This window comes from Streptomyces sp. JH002 (assembly GCF_050916115.1).
In the GTDB taxonomy this organism is placed as follows: domain Bacteria; phylum Actinomycetota; class Actinomycetes; order Streptomycetales; family Streptomycetaceae; genus Streptomyces; species Streptomyces xiamenensis.
In genome coordinates this window covers 3,744,067-3,767,223 of record NZ_CP087989.1, presented here as the reverse complement: position 1 = coordinate 3,767,223, position 23,157 = coordinate 3,744,067, and the positions used below count along the sequence as shown (strand labels likewise).

Genomic DNA, 23,157 nt, shown 5'->3' with positions numbered 1-23,157 from the left:
CCCAACAGCGAACCAAATGATGCAGTCAATGTTCCACCCATGAGCAAACCACCGCCGAACACTCGCCGGCGTAGTGGCTCTGGACCGCTCTCGCGGTCTAGAAGCTCCTTAGAAAGGAGGTGATCCAGCCGCACCTTCCGGTACGGCTACCTTGTTACGACTTCGTCCCAATCGCCAGTCCCACCTTCGACAGCTCCCTCCCACAAGGGGTTAGGCCACCGGCTTCGGGTGTTACCGACTTTCATGACGTGACGGGCGGTGTGTACAAGGCCCGGGAACGTATTCACCGCAGCAATGCTGATCTGCGATTACTAGCGACTCCGACTTCATGGGGTCGAGTTGCAGACCCCAATCCGAACTGAGACCGGCTTTTTGAGATTCGCTCCACCTCGCGGTATCGCAGCTCATTGTACCGGCCATTGTAGCACGTGTGCAGCCCAAGACATAAGGGGCATGATGACTTGACGTCGTCCCCACCTTCCTCCGAGTTGACCCCGGCAGTCTCCCGTGAGTCCCCGGCACCCCCGAAGGGATCCGCTGGCAACACAGGATAAGGGTTGCGCTCGTTGCGGGACTTAACCCAACATCTCACGACACGAGCTGACGACAGCCATGCACCACCTGTACACCGACCACAAGGGGGCGACCATCTCTGGCCGTTTCCGGTGTATGTCAAGCCTTGGTAAGGTTCTTCGCGTTGCGTCGAATTAAGCCACATGCTCCGCCGCTTGTGCGGGCCCCCGTCAATTCCTTTGAGTTTTAGCCTTGCGGCCGTACTCCCCAGGCGGGGCACTTAATGCGTTAGCTGCGGCACGGACAACGTGGAATGTTGCCCACACCTAGTGCCCACCGTTTACGGCGTGGACTACCAGGGTATCTAATCCTGTTCGCTCCCCACGCTTTCGCTCCTCAGCGTCAGTATCGGCCCAGAGATCCGCCTTCGCCACCGGTGTTCCTCCTGATATCTGCGCATTTCACCGCTACACCAGGAATTCCGATCTCCCCTACCGAACTCTAGCCTGCCCGTATCGACTGCAGACCCAGGGTTAAGCCCTGGGCTTTCACAATCGACGCGACAGGCCGCCTACGAGCTCTTTACGCCCAATAATTCCGGACAACGCTTGCACCCTACGTATTACCGCGGCTGCTGGCACGTAGTTAGCCGGTGCTTCTTCTGCAGGTACCGTCACTTTCGCTTCTTCCCTGCTGAAAGAGGTTTACAACCCGAAGGCCGTCATCCCTCACGCGGCGTCGCTGCATCAGGCTTTCGCCCATTGTGCAATATTCCCCACTGCTGCCTCCCGTAGGAGTCTGGGCCGTGTCTCAGTCCCAGTGTGGCCGGTCACCCTCTCAGGCCGGCTACCCGTCGTCGTCTTGGTAGGCCACTACCCCACCAACAAACTGATAGGCCGCGGGCTCATCCTGCACCGCCGGAACTTTCCACACACGAGCATGCGCTCATGTGTCGTATCCGGTATTAGACCCAGTTTCCCGGGCTTATCCCAGAGTGCAGGGCAGATTGCCCACGTGTTACTCACCCGTTCGCCACTAATCCCCGGCCGAAACCGGTTCATCGTTCGACTTGCATGTGTTAAGCACGCCGCCAGCGTTCGTCCTGAGCCAGGATCAAACTCTCCATGAATGCTTCATGTAAGAGCAAGGAAAATCCTCGCTTAAATGCTGCACCTCAGACGAGGTCGAGATGCAGACTCAGTAAATAATCTGGCATTGACTATTTGGCACGCTGTTGAGTTCTCAAGGAACGGATGCTTCCTTTGGTTCCCTCTCAGGCCCCTCCGGGCTTTCCCTTCGTGTTTCCCAGCTTACCACACTCGGTTTCCCGAACTTGGCCTCCGCTGGGAGGAGTTGAGCCTTTCGGCCCGGTAAGTTTTTCGCCCTCCGGCGTGTCCACCACTTTAGGGGATTTCCCCGGCCGATCCAAATCCGGATCCTGGCCTGAGAACGTGCCCCCTGGGCGGCAACCTGGTGGACCTTACGGACCCCGCGGAGACAGTGTCAAATCGAGGTCACACGGCCGGGCGCACCCCTGTCCCAGGTGCTCTCCGACCACCCCCGGAGCGGCCTCAACGCAGCACCGTTTCCAGGAACTCGGTCCCCAGCCGGGCCACCACACCCAGGTCCAGACAGTGCTGCGCGTACCGCCCCTGCCGCCGTGTCGTCAGCAGGCCGGCCTTGCGCATCACCGCCAGATGACGGGAGACCTCGGGCGCGCTCATGCGCAGCGAGCCGGCCAACTCCCCCGTCGTGTGCGGGGCGAGGGCCAGACTGCGGCACATCCGCAGCCGTGTCGGATGGGCCAGTGCCTCCAGCCGTCGCGCCAGCGTCTCCGGTGTCGCCGGGTGCGGCAGGTTCGAGGAGGCCACCGGGTACTGGATCACCGGCCGCCATCCGGTGGCGTGCAGCGCGATCAGATGCGGCCGGCCGAAAGCTGTCGGGAAGAGGGCGATGCCCAGGCCCGCCGTCCGGTCCAGCGCCGTCGTCCGTCCGTCGTGGATCTTGTCGATCGTGAGCCTGCCCCCGGCCTCGTCCACCGTGATGACGGGCGACACCGCCCGCATCGCGGCGGCCAGCCCCTTGTGCCGCAACAGCTCGGTCTTGTGCCGGGCGTCGGCGGCCAGCCCGGGGCGTATCTCCTCCCACATCTGTGCGAAGAACGCCTCGTGGCAGTCCTCCAGCAGTCGCCGTATCCACGCCCGCACCGCCGCCGGGTCCAGCAGCAGCCGCTCCACGAAGGCCCGCTGGCGCGGGCCGCGGGCCGCCGCGCGCTCCAGGGCGTGATCCCGTCCCCGGGGGTCCGTGAGCGGATTCGTCGCGCCGGGATCCCCGTACCGCCAGGCCGCGCAAGATATCTCCAGGGCGGCCCCGACGTACCGCTCGTCGCTCATCTCCTCCGCCACGTCGAGCTCCTCCCGCAACGTGCGGCCCGGAGCGGTCGGCAGCAGGATGTCGGAGCGGGTCGAACGCCACAGGAAGTCCGCCTCGGTCAGCCGGTCGGCCAGATCGGCGGGCAGCGCGCGGTGCACGGCGGCGGCCCATTCCGCGCGGTCGGGATGGTGGCCCGGCTCGGACAGCACGTGCAGCGCCGCGCCGAGTTCGGCCAGCGGGGAGGGACCGAAGTGGAAGTGCTCGGCAGGCAGTCCTGCGATGTCGATGACCACGGTCATGTCCCCATTCTGGTGAGCGCGGGGCCCACCGGGGAGTCGGTTGACCGTCCTCGTCAATCCACGCGCGCCCTGGCCGCTGCCTGGCGCAGCGTGTGGCCATGGGCACCGACACCTCGTTCTTCGATCCCCGCCATCCCTGGCGTTCCTCCACCGGCGAACTCGACGCGGCCTATTGGGACGCCGTACAGCTGCACCGGCTGCGGCGGCGACCGCGGGCGTTCCTGCGTATCCGCCGATTCCGCCGGCGCGGCCCCGATATTCGGTAGCGGGCCTCTCCCGCGGCCCCCTAGGCTCCGGCGTTTTGGCTCCGGAGGAAAAGGGGGTTTCTGACATGCGGACGTCCGGGCTGTACCGCGCTGTCGCAGGCAGTAGTTTCCGGCGTTATGCGACCTATCGGGTCGCTACTGCCGCCGGTGTATTCACCAATACGATCTTCGGTTTCTTCATGAGCTACACGTTTATCGCGCTGTGGGATCAGCGCCCCGATCTCGGGGGTTACGACCAGGCGCAGGCGCTCACCTTCGCGTGGGTGGGCCAGGGACTGCTCGCCGCCACCGCCGTCATCGGCGGCGGTTTCCGTGAGGAACTGCAGGAGCGGATCCGTACCGGAGCGGTCTCCATCGATCTCTACCGGCCGGTGGATCTCCAGATGTGGTGGCTTTCGGCCGATCTCGGCCGGGCCGTTTTCCATCTGCTGGGGCGCGGGGTGGTGCCGCTGGCCGTCGGGGCGCTGGTCTTCGAGCTGGCGCTGCCCACCGATCCGCTGCGCTGGCTGCTGTTCGGCTGCGCGGTGCTGCTGGCCCTGCTGGTGAGTTTCGCGATCAACTTCCTGGTGGCGCTGGTCGCCTTCTGGCTGCTCGACGGCAACGGGCTGAACATGGTCAGCAATCTGCTCGGAATGTTCTGTTCCGGGATGGTGATGCCGCTCACGGTGTTCCCCGAACAACTCGGCACCTTCCTCCAGTGGCTGCCGTGGGCGGCGCTGCTCCAGGTGCCGGCCGATGTGCTGCTGGGGCGGTACTCGGGCGCCGGCGCGTTCGCCGTGCTGCTGTTCCCGCTGGTGTGGGCGGTCGTCCTGCTGCTGCTGGGGCGCGCCGTGCAGGCGGCGGCGACGCGGCGTGTGGTGGTGCAGGGTGGTTGAGGGTCTGCGCGGTTACGCGCTGATCGCCGCGATGTGGTTCCGTTCCACGCTCGCGTACCGCGCCTCGTTCGTGCTCACCACGCTCGGGCACGCGGCGAGCAGCGCGCTGGAATTCGTGGGCATTCTGATTATTTTCTCGCACGTCGACCAGCTGGGCGGTTTCTCGGTCGGCGAGGTGGCGCTCATGTACGCCACCGCCAGTTGTTCCCTGGGGCTCGCGGACCTGTTCCTCGGCAACATGGACCAGCTGGGCGCCCGGATCCGGGACGGCAGCGTTGACACCATGCTGATCCGTCCCGTTCCGCTGTTCGCCCAGGTCGCCGCCGACCGGTTCGTGCTGCGCCGGGTGGGCCGGATCATCCAGGGGGTGCTGGTGCTGGGCTGGGCGATCTCCCGCCTGGACACCACGTTCTCGCCGCTGGAGTACGTGCTGCTGGCCGGGGTGATCGGGTGCGGCGCGGTGATCTTCGGGGCGCTGTGGGCACTCGGCGGGGCGTTCCAGTTCTGGGCGCAGGACGCGGCCCAGGTGCAGAACTCGGTGACCTACGGCGGCAACCGGCTGCTCCAGTACCCGCCGACGATCTACGGCACCGAGCTGCTGCGCGGGGTGACGTACCTCGTCCCGCTGGCCTTTGTGAACTGGATACCGCTGCTGCGGTTGCTGGACCGGGAGAGCCCTCTGGGGCTGCCCGGCTGGGTGGACTTCCTCTCCCCGCTGGTGGCGGTCGCCCTGTGCGTGCTGACCGCCGTGGTGTGGCGGGTGGGGATCCGGACCTATCGGAGTACGGGGAGCTGAGATGAGCGGCATGGACACGACGCGGGACGAGCTGATCGTGCTGGAGGATCTGGAGAAGGTCTTCCAGGTGCGGCGGAAGGCGGGCCGGTTCCGGCGGACCCGTACCGAGGTGCGGGCGGTGGACGGCATCTCGTTCACCGTGCGGCGCGGCGAGATGGTCGGGTACATCGGTCCGAACGGTGCCGGGAAGTCGACCACGATCAAGATGCTGACCGGGATCCTGACCCCGAGCGGGGGCCGGCTGCGGGTGGCGGGCATCGATCCGCAGCGCGAGCGCGCCCGGCTGGCCCGGCGGATCGGGGTGGTGTTCGGTCAGCGCACCACGCTGTGGTGGGATCTGCCGCTGCGAGATTCGTACGGTCTGGTGCGCCGCATGTACCGGGTGCCGCGCGCCAGGTTCCGGGAGAACCTGGAGCGCTGCGTGGAACTGCTGGATCTGGCGGAGCTGCTGGACGTACCGGTGCGGCAGTTGTCGCTCGGGCAGCGGATGCGCGGCGACATCGCGGCGGCGCTGCTGCACGATCCTGAGGTGCTGTACCTGGACGAGCCGACGATCGGGCTCGATGTGATCAGCAAGGCGAAGGTGCGCGGGTTTCTGCGGGACCTGAACGCCGAGCGGGGCACGACGGTGCTGCTCACCACCCACGATCTGACCGACATCGAGCAGTTGTGCCGCCGGGTGATGGTGATCGACCACGGACGGCTGATGTACGACGGCGACCTGGCCGGGCTGCACGAGGCCGGTGCGAGCGAGCGGCAGTTGGTGGTGGATCTGGAGCGCGAGCAGCCGCCGATCAGTGTCGAGGGGGCGCGCACCGTACGGGTGGAGGGCCCGCGCCAGTGGCTGGCGTTCCCGGCCGGGGCGAGCGCGGCCCCGCTGGTGGCGCGGGTCGCCGAGGCGTATCCGCTGGTCGATCTGTCGGTGCAAGAGCCGGACATCGAGGATGTCATCGCCCGGATGTACGCCGGGGACGCCCAGGGGGAGGCGGTGGGGGTGACGTCCTGAGCGGGCGGTCGTGAACATCGTCGTGCGGGGTCCTCGGCCGGGGCCGGGCGGCGAGGGTCCTGGTGTTCCGGCGGCCGGGGCGAACGTCCTGGCCGCCATCGCCCCCGCCCGGCGGCCCACCCGGCGGCTACCGTCCGGAGGCGAGTTCGCGGCTGCGGTCGCGGGCCGCCTCCAGTGCCGCGATGAGGGCGGCGCGCACGCCGTGCTTTTCCAGTTCGCGGATCGCGTTGATGGTGGTGCCGCCGGGCGAGGTGACGGCCTCGCGCAGCACGACGGGGTGTTCGCCGCTGTCGCGCAGCATCACGGAGGCGCCGACGGCGGCCTGCACGATCAGGTCGTGCGCCTTGTCGCGGGGCAGGCCCAGCAGGATGCCGGCGTCCGTCATGGCCTCGACCAGGTAGTAGAAGTACGCGGGCCCCGAGCCGGACAGCGCGGTGGCGGCGTCCTGCTGGGACTCCGGCAGCCGCATGGTCGCGCCGACGCCGCCCAGGAGGCGTTCGGCGTGCGCGAGCTGCTCCTCGGTGGCGTGCGCGCCGCCGGAGATGACGGTCATGCCCTCGTCCACCAGCGCGGCCGTGTTGGGCATGGCCCGCACCACCGGCGTGCCGGGGGTCAGGCGCTCCTCGACGAAGGCGGTGGGGATGCCGGCGGCGACCGAGATGACGAGCCGGTCGGCGGGGGTGTGCGGGGCGAGTTCGTCGAGCAGGGCGCCCATGTCCTGGGGCTTGACGGACAGGATGAGGGTGTCGGCGCTCTTGGCGGCCTCGGCGTTGGAGACGGCGGTGACCCCGTACCGGGCGCGCAGGGCCTCGGCCCGCTCGGCCCGGCGCGCGGACACCAGCACGTCGCCGGGGGCCCAGCCGCCGCGCAGCATGCCGCCGAGGAGGGCCTCACCGATCTTGCCGGTGCCGAGAACAGCGATCTTCTGAGTCATTCCCCCATGGTGCACTGCGGGCCGGGGGTGTCAGGCCGGTGTCCGCACAGCGGTCAGCCGCACGAGGTACGGCTCGGTGACCTGTCCGTCCGGGAAGACCTCGCGCAGCGCGGCGCGCTCGGCCTCCAGCAGGGCAGCGGCGCGGTCGGCGGGCAGGGTGGCGAGCGTGGAGTGGGTGGCGAGGGAGGCGACGTGGGTGTCCAGCGGGATGGTGCGGGACCAGCGCAGCTCGCGGTAACGGGGGGTGAGGGCGGGGGCGAGGTCCCGGACGAGAGCGGGAGCGCGGTCGGTGACGTCGAACTGGTGGCGGGGGGTGAGGCGGTCCTGCTGGGCGGCGACCCACTGGACGGAGTCGTCGGGGACGTTCCACCACAGCGCGAGCGCGCCGCCGGGCCGCAGGACGCGCAGCACTTCGGGGACGGAACGGGTGGGGTCCGTCCAGTGCCAGGCCTGGGCGTAGGTCACCAGATCGAAGGAATCCGCGGCGAAGGGGAGCGCGTCGCCCGAGCCGCGCACGACGGGAACGTCCGGGAGCTGGGAGCGGAGTTGGGCGGCCATGCCGGGGCCGGGTTCGGCGGCGGTGACCCGTGCCCCGCGCGCCACCATCGGGGCGGTGCCGATGCCGGTGCCCGCGCCCACGTCCAGGACGTCGGCCCCGGCCAGCGGACGTCCCGTCAATTCCTCGACGGCGTCGTAGAGCGCGGTGGGGTAGCCGGGGCGGCTGGCCGCGTACTCGGTGGCGATGGCGTTGAAGGAGGAGGCGAGGGTGGCCTTGGAGGCGGTCATACGCTCTCCCCTTCCCGCTCAGCGGCGCCTGGCACCCTCCCCCCGCCTTCGGCCGGGGGTGCCCCCATCCCCGGCGCGGCCGGCCTTGCGGGAGGGGTTGCGGGAGCGCTTGGAGGTGAGGCGTTCGTAATGCTCGACGGCCGCCTCGTGGTCCATGCGGCGCATCCGCTCGCCCGGCGCCTCGACCGCGCTGCGCAGCGCGTACGCCAGCAGGATCCCGACGAAGCCGATGATCTTGATGCTGCGGAAGGCGGCCTCGTCCGCGCCGGCCGAAGGCTGGGGGCGGGTCCAGCCGCGCATGGCGCGGGTGAAGGCCATGGCCGTGCAGCCCGCGAAGGCGACGATCACCAGGACGCGCAGCCAGGACGCGCTCTGCGACAGCGTCAGCCCGTTGTAGCCCAGCTTCAGCCCCAGGATGCCGAGGGCCGCCAGCAGGGACGCCCCGAGGCCGAGCGCGAAGCGCCGCGCGCCGTAACCGCGCGTGTGGTCCACCCAGCTGGTGCCGTAGAAGCGGATCGGGTCCGGCTGGGGTCGCTGTGTCTGGGGTGTGGACATGTTGTCGATTATGACGGGCGGGCCCTTGCCCTTTGTAGGGTGAGTTTCCACTTGTCTCAGGGGAGCGGCCATGACGGACGGCACCGCGCCGGACAGGCTCGGCGACTACGTGCTGGAACGGCGTCTGGGCAGCGGCGGCATGGGGGTGGTCTACCTCGCCCGCACGGTCGCGGGACGGCAGGTCGCGGTGAAGGTGATCCGCCGGGAGTACGCCCAGGACCCGGGGTTCCGGGCCCGGTTCCGCCGGGAGGTGGCGGCGGCCCGCAAGGTGGGCGGCGCGTACACCGCCCCGGTGATCGACGCCGACCCGGACGGCGATCCGCCGTGGCTGGCCACGCTGTTCGTTCCCGGCGGTTCGCTCACCGACCGGGTGGGCCGCGACGGCCCGCTGGGGGCGCGCGAGGCGGCGCGGGTGGGCGCGCAGCTGGCGGAGGCGCTGCGCGACATCCACGGCCGGGGGCTGGTGCACCGGGATCTGAAGCCGGGCAATGTGCTGCTGGCCGGGGACGGGGTGCGGGTCATCGACTTCGGCATCTCGCGGGCGCTGTCGGACTCGCACCGGTTGACGGAGACGGGCGCGGTGCTGGGCTCGCCGCCCTTCATGGCGCCGGAGCAGCTGACCGGCGGCGCCGAGGTGACGCAGGCTGCGGATGTGTTCGCGCTGGGCGCGGTGGTGGCGTTCGCGGCGACAGGGCGCAGTCCCTTCGAGTCGGGCGGCGAGCTGCCGGGGCCCGATCCGCTGGCCGTGGCCTACCGGGTGGTGCACGAGGAGCCGGATCTCGCCGCGGTGCCCGAGCCGCTGCGCGAACTGGTGGCGCTGTGTCTGGCGAAGGACCCGGAGCGGCGGCCGGACGTGGCCACGGTGCTGCGGATGGCGGCGTGGGCGGACTCCCGGGCGCAGGCGGGTGAGGTACGGGCGTCGCCGGTGTGGCAGGCCGCGCGGGGCACGGCGGAGCCGGCCACGGGGCCGGGTCCGGTCACGGCCGGACCGCGCGGGTCGCGCACACGGAGGCTGCTGCTGGTCGCGGCGGTCGCGGTGGCCGTCCTGGCGGCGGCCGGGGTCGGGGCGCGTCTGCTGTGGCCGCACGACGGTTCGACGGCGCCGCCCGCGGGAGACCCCGGCGGGACGTCGGCGGCCCCCGCGCCGGCCGCCGAGCCGTGGGAGCTGGACCTGACCGCGTTCGGGGTGCAGGACGCGCCGACCGAGGGGTTCCGCTGCCGGGCGCTGGCCCCGGACGGTCTGCTGTGCACGGCGCAGGGGCTGCGTACCGTCGCGCTGGAGGTGTCCGGCGGCGAGCTGTGGCGGCACGACGGGCCGCGCACCGCGATGCTGCCGCCGGAAGGGCTGGCGGCGGGCGAGGTGGTCTTCGCGCGCTCGCAGCAGGGCCTGGTCGCCCTCGATCCGGACGGCGGCGAGGAGCTGTGGGAGATCGACGCGCCGGAGCTGAACGGGGAGCTGGTGGCCGTGGGCGACCGGATCGCGCTGCGGAACGGCGACAGCACGGTGCGGTTCTACGCCCAGGACGCCCCGGAGCGGGTGGGCCTGTGGGAGGCCCCGGGGCGCTATCTGACGGACATGCGGGCCCACGAGGACCGCGTGCTGGTGGTGAGCCGTGAGGAGGAGTCCGGGGGCTTCCCCGAGCTGATGCTGCTGGACGAGTCCGGCAATCCGCGCTGGCACGCCCCGCGCACGCCCCCGGACACCGGCAGCCTGCTGGAGCTGGTGGGGCTCGACGGTCAGGCGGCGTACTTCGACGAGTGGGACCCGGAGCTGCCGGTGTCGGTGGCCGTGCAGCGGATGGATCTGGACACCGGGGAGTGGACGCGGACGGAGCTGCCGCACATGGCCGATCCGCGCTCGGTGCTCGCGGACGACGGCCTGGTGTACGCGACGGACTCGGCGGGCCGGGTGACGGCGGTGGACGCGGCGGCGGGCGAGATCCGCTGGAGCGAGGACACCGGGGTGAGCGGCGCGTCCACGCCGACGGTGGCGGACGGCCGGCTGTACACCGTGGACGGGCGGGGGCGGCTGGTCATCGTGGACAGCGCCGACGGCGGCACGCTGTGGTCGGGCGAGCCGCACGAGGGCACCCCGGGCCTGGGCAGCGGCGCCTGGGCGCCGGCGCCGGTGGTGGCGGACGGCTGGGCGTACGTGGTGACGCTGGGGAACACGCTCTACTCGGTGCGGCTGCCCGACCTGTGACCCGCGCCGGGGGGTGGGTGCTCCCCGAAACGTCGTCGCGGGTCTCCCCGGCCCGGACGAGTGAACCGTCCCGGCCGGGGAGACCCGCGTACGGAGCGCTCCGGCGCCGCCATCGGCCCGGCTGCTCGGGGCAGCCCCGGAAGGTCAGCCCTCCAGCTTGCTGATGTCGCGCACCGCGCCCTTGTCCGCGCTCAGAGCCATCGCCGCGTACGCGCGCAGCGCCAGCGACACCTTGCGCTCGCGCCCCACCGGCGCGTACCGGCCGCCGAGCGCCTCGCGGCGCGCCGCCAGCTCGGCCTCCGGCACCTGGAGCTCGATGGCCCGGTTGGGGATGTCGATGCTGATCATGTCGCCGTCCCGGACCAGCGCGATCGCGCCGCCCGAGGCCGCCTCCGGGGAGACATGGCCGATGGACAGGCCCGAGGTGCCGCCGGAGAACCGGCCGTCGGTGATCAGCGCGCACTTGGCTCCGAGCCCGCGGCCCTTGAGGAACGCGGTCGGGTACAGCATCTCCTGCATGCCCGGACCGCCCTTGGGGCCCTCGTAGCGGACGACGACCACGTCGCCCTCCTTGACCCGCTTGGCCAGGATCGCGTCGACCGCCTGCTCCTGCGATTCGACGACGACGGCCGGGCCGGTGAAGGTCCAGATCGACTCGTCCACGCCGGCCGTCTTCACGACGGCGCCGTCGGGCGCCAGGTTCCCGGTCAGCACGGCGAGCCCGCCGTCCGCCGAGTACGCGTGGGCCGCGTCCCGGATGCACCCGCCGGCCGCGTCCACGTCCAGCGTGGCCCACCGCTCGGACTGCGAGAACGCCTTGGCCGAGCGCACACACCCCGGCGCCGCGTGGAACATCTCCACCGCCTCCGGCGCGGGCGAGCCGCCCCGGATGTCCCACTGCTTGAGCCACTCGTCCAGCGAGTCGGCGTGCACCGCGTGCACGTCCTCGTTCAGGAACCCGGCGCGGTGCAGCTCGCCCAGGATGGCGGGGATGCCGCCGGCCCGGTGCACGTCCTCCATGTGGTACGCCCCGTTCGGCGCGACCTTGCACACGCACGGCACCCGGCGCGAGACGGCGTCGATGTCGGCGAGGCCGAAGTCCAGCTCCGCCTCGACGGCCGCCGCCAGCAGGTGCAGCACGGTGTTGGTGGAGCCGCCCATGGCCACGTCCAGCGCCATCGCGTTCTCGAACGCCGCCCGCGAGGCCAGCGCGCGCGGCAGCACCGTGGCGTCGTCCTGGTCGTAGTACCGCTGGGTGATCTCCACGACGGTACGGCCGGCCGCCTCGTACAGCTCCTTGCGGGCGGTGTGGGTGGCCAGCACCGAGCCGTTGCCGGGCAGGGCCAGGCCCAGCGCCTCGACGAGGCAGTTCATGGAGTTCGCGGTGAACATCCCGGAACACGAGCCGCACGTCGGACAGGCCGCTTCCTCGATCCGCAGCAGGTCCTCGTCCGAGGTCGCGTCGGAGACGGCCTCGGACATGGCGTGCACCAGGTCGAGGTTGGAGCGGACGGTGCCGTCCACCAGGGTCGTCTTGCCGGCCTCCATCGGGCCGCCGGAGACGAAGACGGTGGGGATGTTCAGGCGCAGGGCTGCCATCAGCATCCCGGGGGTGATCTTGTCGCAGTTGGAGATGCAGATCAGCGCGTCCGCGCAGTGCGCCTCCGTCATGTACTCCACGGAGTCGGCGATCAGATCGCGCGAGGGCAGGGAGTACAGCATCCCGCTGTGGCCCATGGCGATGCCGTCGTCCACCGCGATGGTGTTGAACTCGCGCGGGATGCCGCCGGCCGCCTTGATGGCGTCGGAGACGATGCGGCCCACCGGCTGGAGGTGGGTGTGGCCCGGCACGAACTCGGTGAAGCTGTTGGCTACGGCGATGATCGGCTTGCCGAAGTCCTCCCGCTCTACGCCGGCGGCCCGGAGAAGGGCGCGGGCGCCCGCCATGTTGCGGCCGTGGGTGACGGTGCGGGACCTCAGGGTCGCCATGATTCTGCTCTCCTTCAGGACATGGAGCTGCGTACGTCGAGGCTACGCCTCCCGCCCGGGAGCTGGGACGGACATCCCGGAATCCGAGACGGAGCACACAGGGTCGGCCTGGTCGGCGGGGTGCGGTGCCAGCAGCGGAAGCGGGCGCACGCCCGGGGGCACGGCGGCGTGCACGGCCAGCCGCTGCTCGCACAGCCGGGCCAGCTCCTCGTACCCGTCCTTGCCCATCAGCTCGATCAGCTCGGGCCGGTAGGAGACGTACACCGGGCGCCCGGCGCCGTGCGCGCTGGGCGCGCCCGTGCACCACCAGTGCAGGTCGTGGCCGCCGGGGCCCCAGCCGCGCCGGTCGTACTCGCCGATCGACACGTACAGCAGTTCCTCGCCGTCCGGCTGCTCCACCCACTCGTAGGTGCGCCGCACCGGCAGCTGCCAGCAGACGTCGGGCTTGGTCTCCAGCGGCTCGCGGCCCTCGGCGAGCGCCATGGTGTGCAGCGCGCAGCCGGCGCCCGCGCCGAACCCGGGGCGGTTGAGGAAAATGCACGCCCCCTCGAAGCGCCGGGTCTGCCGCTCCCCGTCGTCGTCCAGCTGGATCCAGCCGCGCTCGGAGGTGCCCTCTGCGTGGAACTGCCAGGTCTCGGCGGTCAGCCGGGCGGCGTGCGAGGCCACCCGGGCCTCGTCCTCCTCGTCCGAGAAGTGCGCGCCCAGGGTGCAGCACCCGTCGGAGGCGCGGCCCGCCTTGATGCCCTGACAGCCGTCGCCGAACACACAGTGCCAGCGGGACGTCAGCCAGGTCAGATCACAGCGGAAGACCTGCTCGGGGTCGGCGGGATCGGGGAACTCCACCCATGCGCGGGGGTGATCCAGCGCCACCTCGTCGCCGGCGGCACGCCGCCGTGCTCCATCGAGCTGCCTGACTGTTCTGCCCGCCTTCGCCCTCTTCGTGATTGCCACCACGCCAGGGTAAGGGCCCCGGGTAGCGTTGACCCTCATGAGGCTCGGTGTTCTCGACGTGGGATCCAATACGGTGCATCTGCTGGTCGTCGACGCGCATCCGGGTGCGCGGCCGCTGCCGGCCTACTCGCACAAGGCGGAGTTGCGGCTGGCGGAGTTGCTGGACGACAGGGGTGCGATCGACACCGTCGGGATAGAGCGACTGATCGCGGTGGTCAAGGAAGCGCTGGAGGTCGCCGAGGACCAGGGGGTGGCGGAGCTGCTGCCGTTCGCGACCTCGGCGGTGCGCGAGGCGAGCAACGCGGACGTGGTGCTGGAACGCGTGGCGCGGGAGACCGGCGTGGCCCTCCAGGTGCTCTCGGGGGCGGACGAGGCGCGGCTGACGTTCCTGGCCGCGCGCCGCTGGCTGGGCTGGTCGGCGGGGCGGCTGCTGCTGTTCGACATCGGCGGCGGCTCGCTGGAGATCGCGTACGGGGTGGACGAGGCGCCGGACACGGCGGTGTCGCTGCCGCTGGGCGCGGGGCGGCTGACGGCGGCGCGGCTGCCCGGGGATCCGCCGGACCCGGCGGCGGTGAAGGCGCTGCGGCGCGAGGTGCGGAGCGAGATCGCCCGGGTGGTCGGCGACTTCACCCGTTTCGGGGCACCGGACCGGGTGGTGGCCACCTCCAAGACGTTCCGGCAGCTGGCCCGGCTGGCGGGCGCGGCACGGGCGGCGGAAGGGCTGTACGTACGGCGTGACCTCAGCCGTGAGGACCTGCGCTCGTGGGCGCCGAAGCTGATGGTGATGCCGGCGGCGGAGCGGGCCCAGTTGCCGGGGGTCTCGCAGGGGCGGGCTCCGCAGTTGCTGGCCGGGGCGGTGGTCGCGGAGGCGGCGCTGGATCTGTTCGACGTGGAGTCGGTGGAGATCTGCCCGTGGGCGCTGCGCGAAGGGGTGATCCTGCGCCGGCTGGACGGGATGCGCAACGGCTCGCCCGAGCGGTGACGGTGCCGGGCCGCCCCGCCCGGACGGGCGGGGCGCGGTTCCCGGGCGCGGTTCTGCGCGGCGCGCGGTCCTATGCGGTGCGCCGCCGCAGGGTGGCGGAGCCCAGGATCAGGACGCCGAGCGCGACGGCCGCGACGATGCCCAGGTCGCGCAGGTAGTGGCCGGTGACGCCGCTGTGCCGGAGCACCTGCTCGGCGGCGTCGACGGAGTAGGACATGGGCAGCACGTCGGAGACGTACTGGAGCACCGGCTGCATGGTGTCGCGGGGCGTGAACAGCCCGCACAGCAGCAGTTGCGGGAAGACGAACGCCGGCATGAACTGCACCGCCTGGAACTCGGAGGCGGCGAAGGCCGAGACGAACAGGCCCATCGCCGTGCCGAGCAGGGCGGTGAGGACGGCGACGAGCAGCAGCAGCCAGGGCGATCCGGCGACGGTGAGGTTCAGCAGCCACACGGCGATCCCGGTGACCAGTCCCGCCTGGAGGACGGCGAGGGTGCCGAAGGCCAGCGCGTAGCCGAGGATCAGGTCGGCCTTGGCCAGCGGCATGGCGAGCAGCCGTTCCAGGGTGCCGGAGGTGCGTTCGCGCAGGGTGGCGATGGAGGTCACCAGGAACATGGTCAGCATCGGGAAGATGCCGAGCAGGGACGAACCGATGCGGTCGAACTCGGCGTTCTTGTTGTCGAAGACGTAGAAGAGCAGCGTCAGCAGCAGCACCGGGACGAGCAGCAGCAGCGCCACGGTGCGCGGATCGTGGCGCAGCTGGCGCAGGACGCGGCGGGCGGTGGCGAGGGTACGGGCGGGGCTCACGCGGACGCGCCTCCCTCGTCAGCGGTGTCGACCAGGCGCAGGAACGCGCCCTCGATGGTGGCGGTGCCGGTGGTGGCGCGCAGTTCGTCCGGGCTGCCCTCGGCGAGGAGGACGCCCTCGCGCATCAGCAGCAGCCGGTGGCAGCGGTCGGCCTCGTCCATGACGTGCGAGGAGATCAGCAGCGTGGTGCCGCGTTCGGCGGCCAGCCGGTGGAACAGGTCCCACAGATCGCGCCGCAGCACCGGGTCGAGGCCGACCGTCGGCTCGTCCAGGATCAGCAGCTCGGGGGTGCCGAGCAGGGCGACGGCCAGCGAGACGCGGGAGCGCTGACCGCCGGAGAGCGAGGCGGTGAGCGCGTCCGCCTTGCCGGTCAGGTCCACGTCGCCGAGCGCCGCGGAGACCGCTTCCGCGCGCCGGGCGCGCGGGATGCCGAGTACGGCGGCGAAGTAGTCGAGGTTCTGCCGCACGGTCAGATCCCGGTAGACGGACGGGTCCTGGGTGACGTACCCGATCCGGTGCCGCAGCGGCGGGCTGCCGGCCGGGAGGCCGAGCACCTCCAGGGTGCCGCCGACCCGGGCCTGGGCGCCGACGACGGCGCGCATCAGGGTGGTCTTGCCGCAGCCGGACGGGCCCAGCAGCCCGGTGACGCTGCCGGATGGGACGGTGAAGTCGAGATCCCTGATGACCCGGGCGCCGCCGCGGACGACATCGAGACCGGTGGCCCGTACCGCGGCGGCGACGGCCTCCGCATCCGGTCGTTTATTCATCATGCGATGAATATTGCTGCGCACGGCCGCGCCCGTCAAGCGAAAGCGGCCCCTTAGGCTGGAGCGCGTGGCACATCAGGCGAAACCGGGGACGAAGGTCGCGCTGTCGACCGCCTCGGTGTATCCGGAGAACACCGCGGCCGCCTTCGCGACAGCCGCTCGCCTCGGCTACGACGGGGTCGAGGTCATGGTGTGGACCGACCCGGTGAGCCAGGACATCGAGGCACTGCGCCGGCTCTCCGACCAGTACGGGGTCCCGGTGCTCGCCATTCACGCCCCCTGCCTGCTGGTGACCCAGCGGGTGTGGTCCACCGACCCGTGGCGCAAGCTGCTCCGGGCCCGCGACGCCGCCGACCGGCTCGGCGCGAGCACCGTGGTCGTGCACCCGCCGTTCCGCTGGCAGCGCGGCTACGCCAGGGACTTCGTGGCCGGCGTCGGCCGGATGGCGCACGAGACGGACGTCAGGTTCGCCGTGGAGAACATGTACCCCTGGCGGTACCGGGACCGCGAGATGCTGGCGTACGCCCCCGGCTGGGACCCCACCGAGGAGGACTTCCGGCACTTCACCCTCGATCTGTCGCACGCGGCGACCTCCCGCAGCGACGCCCTGGCCATGGCCACCCGGATGGGCGACCGGCTCGGGCACGTCCACATGGGCGACGGCAGCGGATCGGGACGGGACGAGCACCTGGTGCCGGGACGCGGCACCCAGCCCTGCGCGGAGTTGCTGCACACACTGGCGGCGGCCGGGTACGACGGGCACGTGGTGATCGAGGTCAACACCCGGCGCGCCATGTCGGCGGCCGAGCGGGAGGCCGACCTGGCCGAGGCGCTGGCCTACACCCGGATGCACCTGCGCGCCGGGGCGGCGGCCGGAGGCCCCGACGGTGAGCGCTGAGGACACCCGGGCCGCCACGGACGGATCCGCCGGGCGCGCCGACGGGGCGCCGCCGGACGGGACGGCGGGGAGCGACGGAACACCGCGCAGGCGACGGGGCCGGCCGGCCAGGGGCGAGAGCGGCGGCGGGCCCGGCACCCAGGAGCGGATCCTGGCATCGGCCCGCGAGCTGTTCGCCGAGCGCGGCTACGAGAAGACCTCGGTCCGGGCCGTCGCGCGCGGCGCGGAGGTCGACCAGGCACTGGTGCACCACTACTTCGGTACGAAGGAAGGTCTGTTCTCCGCGGCCGTGGCCCTGACGGCGGCGCCGGTGACGGACCGGATCGCCGCTCTCGACCGGGTCGCGCCGGACCGGGCGGGCGAGGAGTTCACCCGGATGTTCTTCCGGATCTGGGAGAACCCGGTGACCCGCGCGCCCCTGCTGGCGATCGTCCGCTCGGCCCTCACCCACGAGACGGCGGCCCGGATCTTCCGTGAGTTCATCGCGGGCCAGCTGCTGTCGCGGCTGGCCAAAACCCTGGACGCGGCCGACGCGCAGTTGCGCGCCGAACTGGCGGCGGCCCAGCTGGTGGGCACGGTGCTGCTGCGGTACGCGCTGAAGATGCCGCCGATCGCCACCGAGGACGCCGAGACCCTGATCGCCCGCCTGGCCCCGGTGGTCCAGCACCACCTGACCGGCGCCGCCCCGTCGGCGAGCTGAGCGGGCCGTACGGCGCACCGTCGGGCCGGCTCAGGTCAGGTCGGTTCGGCGGGCGGCGGGTCCGACGGGGCCGGGTCGGTCGCGGGCGGGTCCGTCGGCTCCGGGGTGGGCTCCTCGGTCGGCGGCGGCGGTGTCGGGGTCGGCTCGGGTGACTGCCGGCCGTGGCCCTCGATGGTGACCGTGGCACCGGCGGGCTCGATGGTGATCCGGCCCTGCCAGGGCCCGGACGGCTCCCGCTCCCGGTCCACCGTCACCACCAGCGTGACCGACTCCCCCGGCTGCAACGTGCCCGACGTGGCACTCAGCCACAGCCACTCCGCCGACCACACCGCGCTCCACCGCACCGGCGCGCCGCCCGAGGCGGTCAGGGTGATCTCCGTACCGGTGCCGGTGGACATGGCGTCCACCGTCAGCCGCCCCGGCCGCGCCGGGCGGGTGCCCCCGCCCGCGCCCCCGTCCGACGCGGCGGGCGGCGACGGCGACTCGGGGTCCGCCTCGGGCGAGGCGTCGACCGGCTCCCGCTCCTGCGTCTCCCCGCCGGCCTCGCCCGCCGGTTCGCGCCCGCCGTCCGCGTCCAGCTCGGCCGAGTCCTCCCAGCGCCCGGTGTTCTCGTACGCGTAGTCGTCGCCGCCGGCCGTGCCCAGGCCGCGGTCGTCCTCGGACGCCGACGCGTCCGGCCCGCTCGCCTCTCCCGTCACCGGCGCGCCCCGGTACGCCGCCCACAGCGCCAGCGCGGGCGCCGCCAGCACCGTGGCGACCACCGTCGTGGTCACCGCCCGGCTGCGCAGCCGGTCCCGGCGCGCCGCCCGGTCCTTCTCCGTCAGCGGGAACCCCGAGCGGTCGAACCGCGGCGTGTACTGGGCCCGCGCCCGCTCCACCACCAGCAGCGCGGCGTGCACGGCCGAACGCGGCGCCGCCACGACGGCCAGCCGCGCCTCGCCCGGCGCCGTCCCCGGCCAGGTCACGCCCGCCATCGCCCGCTGGGCCGCCCGCCGGCACACCGCGCAGCCGTCCACGTGCCGCACCAGTTCGCGGCGCAGACCGGGTCGCAGCAGCATGAGTCGGTCCTCGCCGGCCAGGGAGGCCACCGTGGGGCAGCCGCCCGTCTCCACCGCCGCCAGCGACGCCCGGGTGCGCTCCACCTCGCACGCCCCGCTGGTCAGCAACGCCCGCGCCGCGTCCACCGAGAGCCGCAGCACGAGCGCGACCTCGGCCGGCGACAGCTGGTGACGCACCGCCAGCTCCAGCGCCTCCCGCTGTTCCGGGCTGGTGCCCGCCGCCTCCGGCCAGGCCAGCGCCGCCAGTTCACGGCGGCGCAGCTGGGCCTCCGCCCCGGCCGTGCCCGCCGCCCGGGGCTCCGCCGCGCCGCCCGCCTCCCGCTGCACGGCGAGCCGCCGCAGGCACGTCCAGCGGGCCAGCGCGTACAGCCACGCCCGGGACTGGCCGGGGGCGGCCGGCCGGCGGCCCCGGTCGTGCTGCCGCCGCGCCAGGGCCAGCGCCTCGCCGAGCGCGGCTGTGGCGGTGTCGTGCTCGCACATGATGGACAGGCAGTACGTGAACAGGCCGTCCAGATGGGCGTCCTCGTACGCCGCCGGGCGGCGGCCCCGCCGTTCCGCCGCCTTGCCCGCCGCCTTGCCGGAGGCGGCCTTGTCCGCCGCCGCCCGCCCGCGGGGAACGCGATGAGCGCCGGGCGCCGAGGCGGGGCGGGGGCGCGTCGTGGTGCGTGTGGCACGCTCGGGGCAGCTGTTCATTACCAGGCGACGGTAGGCGCCCGGCGGACGCCCAAGAACCCGACCGGCACAAGGTTCCTCCTAATGGGTGACAAGGGGCGCTGATCCGCTGTCAGTGCCCGGGGTTAACGTCGACGCATGGCTCGTAAATCTGATCGCCCCGCCTACCGGTGTACGGAGTGCGGCTGGTCCACCGCCAAATGGCTGGGCCGCTGCCCCGAATGCCAGGCGTGGGGCACCGTCGAGGAAGTGGGCGGCGCCCCCGCGGTGCGGACGGCGGCGGTGGCCCGGGTGACGTCCCCGGCCGTGCCGATCGGCCAGGTCGACACCCGGCGGGTGACCGCGCGCAGCACCGGGGTGCCGGAGCTGGACCGGGTGCTGGGCGGCGGCCTGGTGCCGGGCGCCGTGGTGCTGCTGGCCGGCGAGCCGGGGGTCGGCAAGTCCACGCTGCTGCTCGACGTGGCCGCCAAGGCCGCCTCGGCCGAGCACCGCACGCTGTACGTCACGGGCGAGGAGTCGGCCGGGCAGGTGCGGCTGCGGGCGGACCGGATCGGGGCGGTCCACGACGAGCTGTACCTGGCCGCCGAGACCGATCTGGGGTCCGTGCTGGGCCAGCTGGACGCGGTGAAGCCCTCCCTGCTCGTGCTGGACTCGGTGCAGACCGTGGCCTCCGCCGAGATCGACGGCGCGCCCGGCGGCATGGCCCAGGTCCGGGAGGTGGCGGGGGCGCTGATCAGGGCCGCCAAGGAACGCGGCATGGCCACGCTGCTGGTGGGCCACGTCACCAAGGACGGGGCGATCGCCGGGCCCCGGCTGCTGGAGCACCTGGTGGACGTGGTGCTGCACTTCGAGGGCGACCGGCACGCCAGGCTGCGCCTGGTGCGCGGCGTGAAGAACCGGTACGGGGCCACCGACGAGGTCGGCTGCTTCGAACTGCACGACCAGGGCATCACCTCGCTCGCCGACCCCTCGGGCCTGTTCCTGACCCGGCGCGAGGAGCCGGTGCCCGGCACCTGCCTGACGGTCACCCTGGAGGGCCGGCGCCCGCTGGTCGCCGAGGTGCAGTCGCTGACGGTCAGCACCCAGATCCCGTCCCCGCGCCGTACCACCTCGGGCCTGGAGACCTCCCGGGTGTCGATGATGCTGGCGGTGCTGGAGCAGCGCGGGCAGATCACCTCGCTGGGCAAGAACGACATCTACACGGCCACCGTGGGCGGGGTGCGGCTGTCGGAGCCGGCCGCCGACCTGGCGGTGGCGCTGGCGCTGGCGAGCGCCGCCAGCGACACCCCGCTGCCGAACAACCTGGTGGCGATCGGCGAGGTCGGTCTGGCCGGCGAGGTGCGGCGGGTGACCGGGGTGCAGCGGCGGCTGGCGGAGGCGGCCCGGCTGGGGTTCACGCACGCGCTGGTCCCGGCGGACTCGGGCGAGGCCCCGGCGGGCATGCGGGTGCTGGAGGTCGCGGACATCGGCGAGGCGCTGCGGGTGCTGCCGCGCGGGCCGCGCCGCTCCCGGGGCAGCGATGACGGGGGCGGTGAGCGGGCCGGGAGCGGAGCGTCAGAACGGGTGACGGGGGCACGCCGGTAGACTCATCCGGACTCAAGCGGTTTCGTCACCGGAGGAAGAGATGGCAGCCAACGACCGGCCGGCGGGTCCCGGCAGGGCCGGGGGTGCCGGGGGAGGTTCCGGAGCGGACGGACTGCTGCGCGCCTCGCTGAGCGCGGTGGCCCCCGGAACCCAGCTGCGGGACGGCCTGGAGCGCATCCTGCGGGGCAACACGGGCGGCCTGATCGTCCTCGGCGTGGACCGTACCGTCGAATCCCTGTGCACCGGCGGTTTCGTGCTGGACGTGGAGTTCACCGCGACCCGGCTGCGCGAGCTGTGCAAGCTGGACGGCGCGGTGATCGTGGACCGCGACATCACCAAGATCGTCCGCGCGGGCGTGCAGCTGGTCCCGGACGCGAGCATCCCGACCGAGGAGACCGGCACCCGGCACCGTACGGCGCAGCGGGTCTCCATCCAGACCGGGTTCCCCGTGGTGTCGGTCAGCCAGTCGATGCGGCTGATCGCCCTGTACCTGGACGGGCAGCGGCGGGTCCTGGAGGACTCGGGCGCCATCCTGTCCCGGGCGAACCAGGCGCTGGCCACCCTGGAGCGGTACAAGCTGCGGTTCGACGAGGTCGCGGGCACCCTGTCGGCGCTGGAGATCGAGGACCTGGTCACGGTCCGCGACGTGGCGGCGGTGGCGCAGCGGCTGGAGATGGTGCGCCGGATCGCGGCCGAGATCGCCGAATACGTGGTGGAGCTGGGCACGGACGGGCGGCTGCTGTCGCTCCAGCTGGACGAGCTGATCGCGGGCGTGGAGCCGGAACGGCAGCTGATCGTGCGCGACTACCTGCCGGAATCGGCGCAGGGCACGGAGCCCCCGGGCGGCAAGCGTTCGCGCCGGGTGGGCACGGCGCTGTCCGAGCTGGACGCGCTGACCCACGCCGAACTGCTGGAACTGCCCATCGTGGCGCGGGCGCTGGGCCATGGCGCCTCGCCCGAGGCGCTGGACGGCGCGGTCTCCCCGCGGGGTTTCCGGCTGCTGGCGAAGGTTCCGCGGCTGCCGGGGCTGGTCATCGACCGGCTCGTGGACCACTTCGGCGGGTTGCAGAAGCTGCTGGCGGCGAGTGTGGACGATCTGCAGGCGGTGGACGGCGTCGGGGAGACCCGGGCGCGCTCGGTGCGCGAGGGCCTGTCCCGGCTGGCCGAGTCCTCGATCCTGGAACGGTACGTGTAGGCGGCGGGCCCGCTCCCGAGGGGGCGGTTGCCCGCGTCCGCGGTCAGTCGCGGTTCAGCCGGAAGGATGTCTTCGCGACGGGGAAACCGTCCACGGCGGCCTCGGCGACGTACGTTCCGGCGGCGGCCGGCGCTCCCGGTTCGCCGCTGTCGCAGTCTCCGGCGTTGTGCCGGCGGTCCCACAGCACGGTGTGGGTGGCGCTGTCCCCGGCGGGGACGGCCACCAGCTGACGGCTCTTGCCGGTGGGGCACACCGCGGAGGACCACACTTCCTCGTCCTCGCTGTCGGCGACGGTGAGCGTCAGTGAGGCGTGGCCGAAGTCCAGCGCGCAGGCGTCGCCCGAGGAGTTCTCGGCGCTCAGCCGCAGTTCGGGCTTCTCGCCGGGCGCGTAGGCGTTCTCCGCGCTGCGCAGCGAGAGGGTCACCGCGCCGGGCCCGCAGCCGGGAAGCCCGGCCCCGCTCGTACCGCCGCTCCCGCTGCCGCCGCTCTGGGAGCCGGCCTCCGCGTCGCCGGTGCCGTCCTCGCCGTCCGAGGCGCCGCCATCGGCGTTCCCGCCCCCGGAGACGTCGTCCCCTTCGCCGCCGGAGTCGGCGCCGTCCCCCTCGGCATCGTCCTCTCCCGCGCTCTCGCCCGCGCCGTCCTCCTCGTCCTCCTCACGGCCACCGGGCCGTTCGTCGATGAGGTCTTCGTCGGCGGTGGGCCCGGGGGTGATGGACTGCGCGGGGCCGTCCGCGCCGTCCGAGGCGCCGGTGTTCTGCGTGCCGCCGCCCGAGCGGGTGGCCCAGAAGGCCAGCGCCGCCACCAGCGCGACCACCAGCAGCACAACGACCCTCCGCCGCCAATAGATGGAGGAGGGCAGCGGACCGACAGGAGTGCGCAGAGATCCCACGCGGAAACCTTACGAGACGGTGGCGGGGCTCCGATGCCTCACCCGGGTCCGGGCAGGG

The 23,157-nt window shown here is 72.4% G+C and carries 20 protein-coding genes and 1 rRNA gene; 10 read left to right on the top strand and 11 right to left on the bottom strand.

The annotated features are described in order from the left end of the window. Nucleotides 1-112: 112 nt before the first annotated feature. Nucleotides 113-1,642, bottom strand: a 16S ribosomal RNA gene (locus H7827_RS17100). A gap of 442 nt (nucleotides 1,643-2,084) precedes the next feature. Further along, entirely contained in the window at nucleotides 2,085-3,185 is a 1,101-nt protein-coding gene (locus H7827_RS17095; protein WP_432746296.1) for a DUF5937 family protein, read from the bottom strand. Between the two features lie 98 nt (nucleotides 3,186-3,283). Here H7827_RS17095 and H7827_RS17090 point away from each other — a divergent pair, with 98 nt between their 5' ends. From H7827_RS17090 to H7827_RS17075, 4 genes are all read left to right on the top strand, one after another. Further along, entirely contained in the window at nucleotides 3,284-3,451 is a 168-nt protein-coding gene (locus tag H7827_RS17090) for a hypothetical protein (protein WP_386541869.1), read from the top strand. 65 nt (nucleotides 3,452-3,516) lie between these two features. After that, the gene (locus H7827_RS17085; protein WP_386541871.1) at nucleotides 3,517-4,326 is read left to right on the top strand and encodes an ABC transporter permease; all 810 of its coding nucleotides are present in this window, start codon (nucleotides 3,517-3,519) and stop codon (nucleotides 4,324-4,326) included. A gap of 31 nt (nucleotides 4,327-4,357) precedes the next feature. Beyond that, nucleotides 4,358-5,122, top strand: a complete 765-nt coding sequence (locus tag H7827_RS17080; protein ID WP_432747996.1) for an ABC transporter permease — start codon at nucleotides 4,358-4,360, stop codon at nucleotides 5,120-5,122. Between the two features lies 1 nt (nucleotide 5,123). After that, nucleotides 5,124-6,128 carry an ABC transporter ATP-binding protein gene (locus tag H7827_RS17075; RefSeq protein WP_432746293.1) on the top strand — a complete coding sequence of 335 codons (1,005 nt, stop codon included), beginning with the start codon at nucleotides 5,124-5,126 and terminating at the stop codon, nucleotides 6,126-6,128. Nucleotides 6,129-6,255: 127 nt separating this feature from the next. Here the strand turns inward: H7827_RS17075 and proC are convergent, their stop codons facing one another. From proC to H7827_RS17060, 3 genes are read right to left on the bottom strand one after another with little or no spacing between them, the layout of a single operon-like run. Further along, the gene (gene proC, locus H7827_RS17070) at nucleotides 6,256-7,062 is read right to left on the bottom strand and encodes a pyrroline-5-carboxylate reductase (protein ID WP_432746291.1); all 807 of its coding nucleotides are present in this window, start codon (nucleotides 7,060-7,062) and stop codon (nucleotides 6,256-6,258) included. 30 nt (nucleotides 7,063-7,092) lie between these two features. Next, on the bottom strand, nucleotides 7,093-7,848 hold the full coding sequence (locus H7827_RS17065) for a class I SAM-dependent methyltransferase (RefSeq protein WP_432746289.1): 756 nt from the start codon (nucleotides 7,846-7,848) through the stop codon (nucleotides 7,093-7,095). Nucleotides 7,849-7,866: 18 nt separating this feature from the next. Further along, the gene (locus H7827_RS17060) at nucleotides 7,867-8,403 is read right to left on the bottom strand and encodes a hypothetical protein (protein WP_432746287.1); all 537 of its coding nucleotides are present in this window, start codon (nucleotides 8,401-8,403) and stop codon (nucleotides 7,867-7,869) included. 70 nt (nucleotides 8,404-8,473) lie between these two features. Here H7827_RS17060 and H7827_RS17055 point away from each other — a divergent pair, with 70 nt between their 5' ends. Then, nucleotides 8,474-10,606 carry a protein kinase domain-containing protein gene (locus H7827_RS17055; RefSeq protein WP_432746285.1) on the top strand — a complete coding sequence of 711 codons (2,133 nt, stop codon included), beginning with the start codon at nucleotides 8,474-8,476 and terminating at the stop codon, nucleotides 10,604-10,606. 144 nt (nucleotides 10,607-10,750) lie between these two features. Here H7827_RS17055 and ilvD read toward each other — a convergent pair whose 3' ends face one another. Then, nucleotides 10,751-12,595 (bottom strand): dihydroxy-acid dehydratase, encoded by a 1,845-nt coding sequence (gene ilvD, locus H7827_RS17050; protein ID WP_030734874.1) that lies wholly within the window; start codon nucleotides 12,593-12,595, stop codon nucleotides 10,751-10,753. A 42-nt stretch (nucleotides 12,596-12,637) separates the two neighbouring features. Beyond that, a complete protein-coding gene (locus H7827_RS17045; RefSeq protein WP_432746283.1) occupies nucleotides 12,638-13,585 on the bottom strand; it encodes a hypothetical protein in 948 nt (315 codons plus the stop codon). Here H7827_RS17045 and H7827_RS17040 point away from each other — a divergent pair. Further along, the gene (locus H7827_RS17040; protein WP_432746281.1) at nucleotides 13,584-14,528 is read left to right on the top strand and encodes a Ppx/GppA family phosphatase; all 945 of its coding nucleotides are present in this window, start codon (nucleotides 13,584-13,586) and stop codon (nucleotides 14,526-14,528) included. The two genes, H7827_RS17045 and H7827_RS17040, sit on opposite strands and share 2 nt — an antisense overlap. A 70-nt stretch (nucleotides 14,529-14,598) precedes the next feature. Here the strand turns inward: H7827_RS17040 and H7827_RS17035 are convergent, their stop codons facing one another. Both H7827_RS17035 and H7827_RS17030 read right to left on the bottom strand, forming a co-directional pair. Then, nucleotides 14,599-15,336: an ABC transporter permease gene (locus tag H7827_RS17035; RefSeq protein WP_386540190.1), complete on the bottom strand. Its 738-nt coding sequence runs from the start codon at nucleotides 15,334-15,336 to the stop codon at nucleotides 14,599-14,601. Further along, nucleotides 15,333-16,103, bottom strand: a complete 771-nt coding sequence (locus H7827_RS17030) for an ABC transporter ATP-binding protein (RefSeq protein WP_432747995.1) — start codon at nucleotides 16,101-16,103, stop codon at nucleotides 15,333-15,335. The genes H7827_RS17035 and H7827_RS17030 overlap by 4 nt, the downstream gene beginning before the upstream one ends. 58 nt (nucleotides 16,104-16,161) lie before the next feature. Between H7827_RS17030 and H7827_RS17025 the strand changes: the two genes are divergently transcribed. Both H7827_RS17025 and H7827_RS17020 read left to right on the top strand, forming a co-directional pair. Continuing rightward, nucleotides 16,162-17,001 carry a sugar phosphate isomerase/epimerase family protein gene (locus tag H7827_RS17025; RefSeq protein WP_386540218.1) on the top strand — a complete coding sequence of 280 codons (840 nt, stop codon included), beginning with the start codon at nucleotides 16,162-16,164 and terminating at the stop codon, nucleotides 16,999-17,001. Further along, nucleotides 16,991-17,701 carry a TetR family transcriptional regulator gene (locus H7827_RS17020; protein WP_432746279.1) on the top strand — a complete coding sequence of 237 codons (711 nt, stop codon included), beginning with the start codon at nucleotides 16,991-16,993 and terminating at the stop codon, nucleotides 17,699-17,701. The genes H7827_RS17025 and H7827_RS17020 overlap by 11 nt, the downstream gene beginning before the upstream one ends. Nucleotides 17,702-17,736: 35 nt before the next feature. Here the strand turns inward: H7827_RS17020 and H7827_RS17015 are convergent, their stop codons facing one another. Then, on the bottom strand, nucleotides 17,737-19,452 hold the full coding sequence (locus H7827_RS17015) for a BACON domain-containing protein (RefSeq protein WP_432746277.1): 1,716 nt from the start codon (nucleotides 19,450-19,452) through the stop codon (nucleotides 17,737-17,739). Between the two features lie 117 nt (nucleotides 19,453-19,569). Here H7827_RS17015 and radA point away from each other — a divergent pair, with 117 nt between their 5' ends. Both radA and disA read left to right on the top strand, forming a co-directional pair. Continuing rightward, the gene (gene radA, locus H7827_RS17010; protein ID WP_386540196.1) at nucleotides 19,570-21,015 is read left to right on the top strand and encodes a DNA repair protein RadA; all 1,446 of its coding nucleotides are present in this window, start codon (nucleotides 19,570-19,572) and stop codon (nucleotides 21,013-21,015) included. 40 nt (nucleotides 21,016-21,055) lie between these two features. Beyond that, entirely contained in the window at nucleotides 21,056-22,210 is a 1,155-nt protein-coding gene (gene disA, locus H7827_RS17005; protein WP_386540198.1) for a DNA integrity scanning diadenylate cyclase DisA, read from the top strand. A 43-nt stretch (nucleotides 22,211-22,253) separates the two neighbouring features. Here disA and H7827_RS17000 read toward each other — a convergent pair whose 3' ends face one another. Continuing rightward, entirely contained in the window at nucleotides 22,254-23,099 is an 846-nt protein-coding gene (locus tag H7827_RS17000) for a hypothetical protein (protein ID WP_432746274.1), read from the bottom strand. Nucleotides 23,100-23,157: the final 58 nt, after the last annotated feature.

Coding starts and splice junctions, on each gene's coding strand:
- H7827_RS17095 (WP_432746296.1), bottom strand. CDS start 3,185: ATGACCGTGGTCATCGACATCGCAGGACTGCCTGCCGAGCACTTCCAC.
- H7827_RS17090 (WP_386541869.1), top strand. CDS start 3,284: ATGGGCACCGACACCTCGTTCTTCGATCCCCGCCATCCCTGGCGTTCC.
- H7827_RS17085 (WP_386541871.1), top strand. CDS start 3,517: ATGCGGACGTCCGGGCTGTACCGCGCTGTCGCAGGCAGTAGTTTCCGG.
- H7827_RS17080 (WP_432747996.1), top strand. CDS start 4,358: ATGTGGTTCCGTTCCACGCTCGCGTACCGCGCCTCGTTCGTGCTCACC.
- H7827_RS17075 (WP_432746293.1), top strand. CDS start 5,124: ATGAGCGGCATGGACACGACGCGGGACGAGCTGATCGTGCTGGAGGAT.
- proC (WP_432746291.1), bottom strand. CDS start 7,062: ATGACTCAGAAGATCGCTGTTCTCGGCACCGGCAAGATCGGTGAGGCC.
- H7827_RS17065 (WP_432746289.1), bottom strand. CDS start 7,848: ATGACCGCCTCCAAGGCCACCCTCGCCTCCTCCTTCAACGCCATCGCC.
- H7827_RS17060 (WP_432746287.1), bottom strand. CDS start 8,403: ATGTCCACACCCCAGACACAGCGACCCCAGCCGGACCCGATCCGCTTC.
- H7827_RS17055 (WP_432746285.1), top strand. CDS start 8,474: ATGACGGACGGCACCGCGCCGGACAGGCTCGGCGACTACGTGCTGGAA.
- ilvD (WP_030734874.1), bottom strand. CDS start 12,595: ATGGCGACCCTGAGGTCCCGCACCGTCACCCACGGCCGCAACATGGCG.
- H7827_RS17040 (WP_432746281.1), top strand. CDS start 13,584: ATGAGGCTCGGTGTTCTCGACGTGGGATCCAATACGGTGCATCTGCTG.
- H7827_RS17045 (WP_432746283.1), bottom strand. CDS start 13,585: ATGAGGGTCAACGCTACCCGGGGCCCTTACCCTGGCGTGGTGGCAATC.
- H7827_RS17030 (WP_432747995.1), bottom strand. CDS start 16,103: ATGAATAAACGACCGGATGCGGAGGCCGTCGCCGCCGCGGTACGGGCC.
- H7827_RS17015 (WP_432746277.1), bottom strand. CDS start 19,452: ATGAACAGCTGCCCCGAGCGTGCCACACGCACCACGACGCGCCCCCGC.
- radA (WP_386540196.1), top strand. CDS start 19,570: ATGGCTCGTAAATCTGATCGCCCCGCCTACCGGTGTACGGAGTGCGGC.
- disA (WP_386540198.1), top strand. CDS start 21,056: ATGGCAGCCAACGACCGGCCGGCGGGTCCCGGCAGGGCCGGGGGTGCC.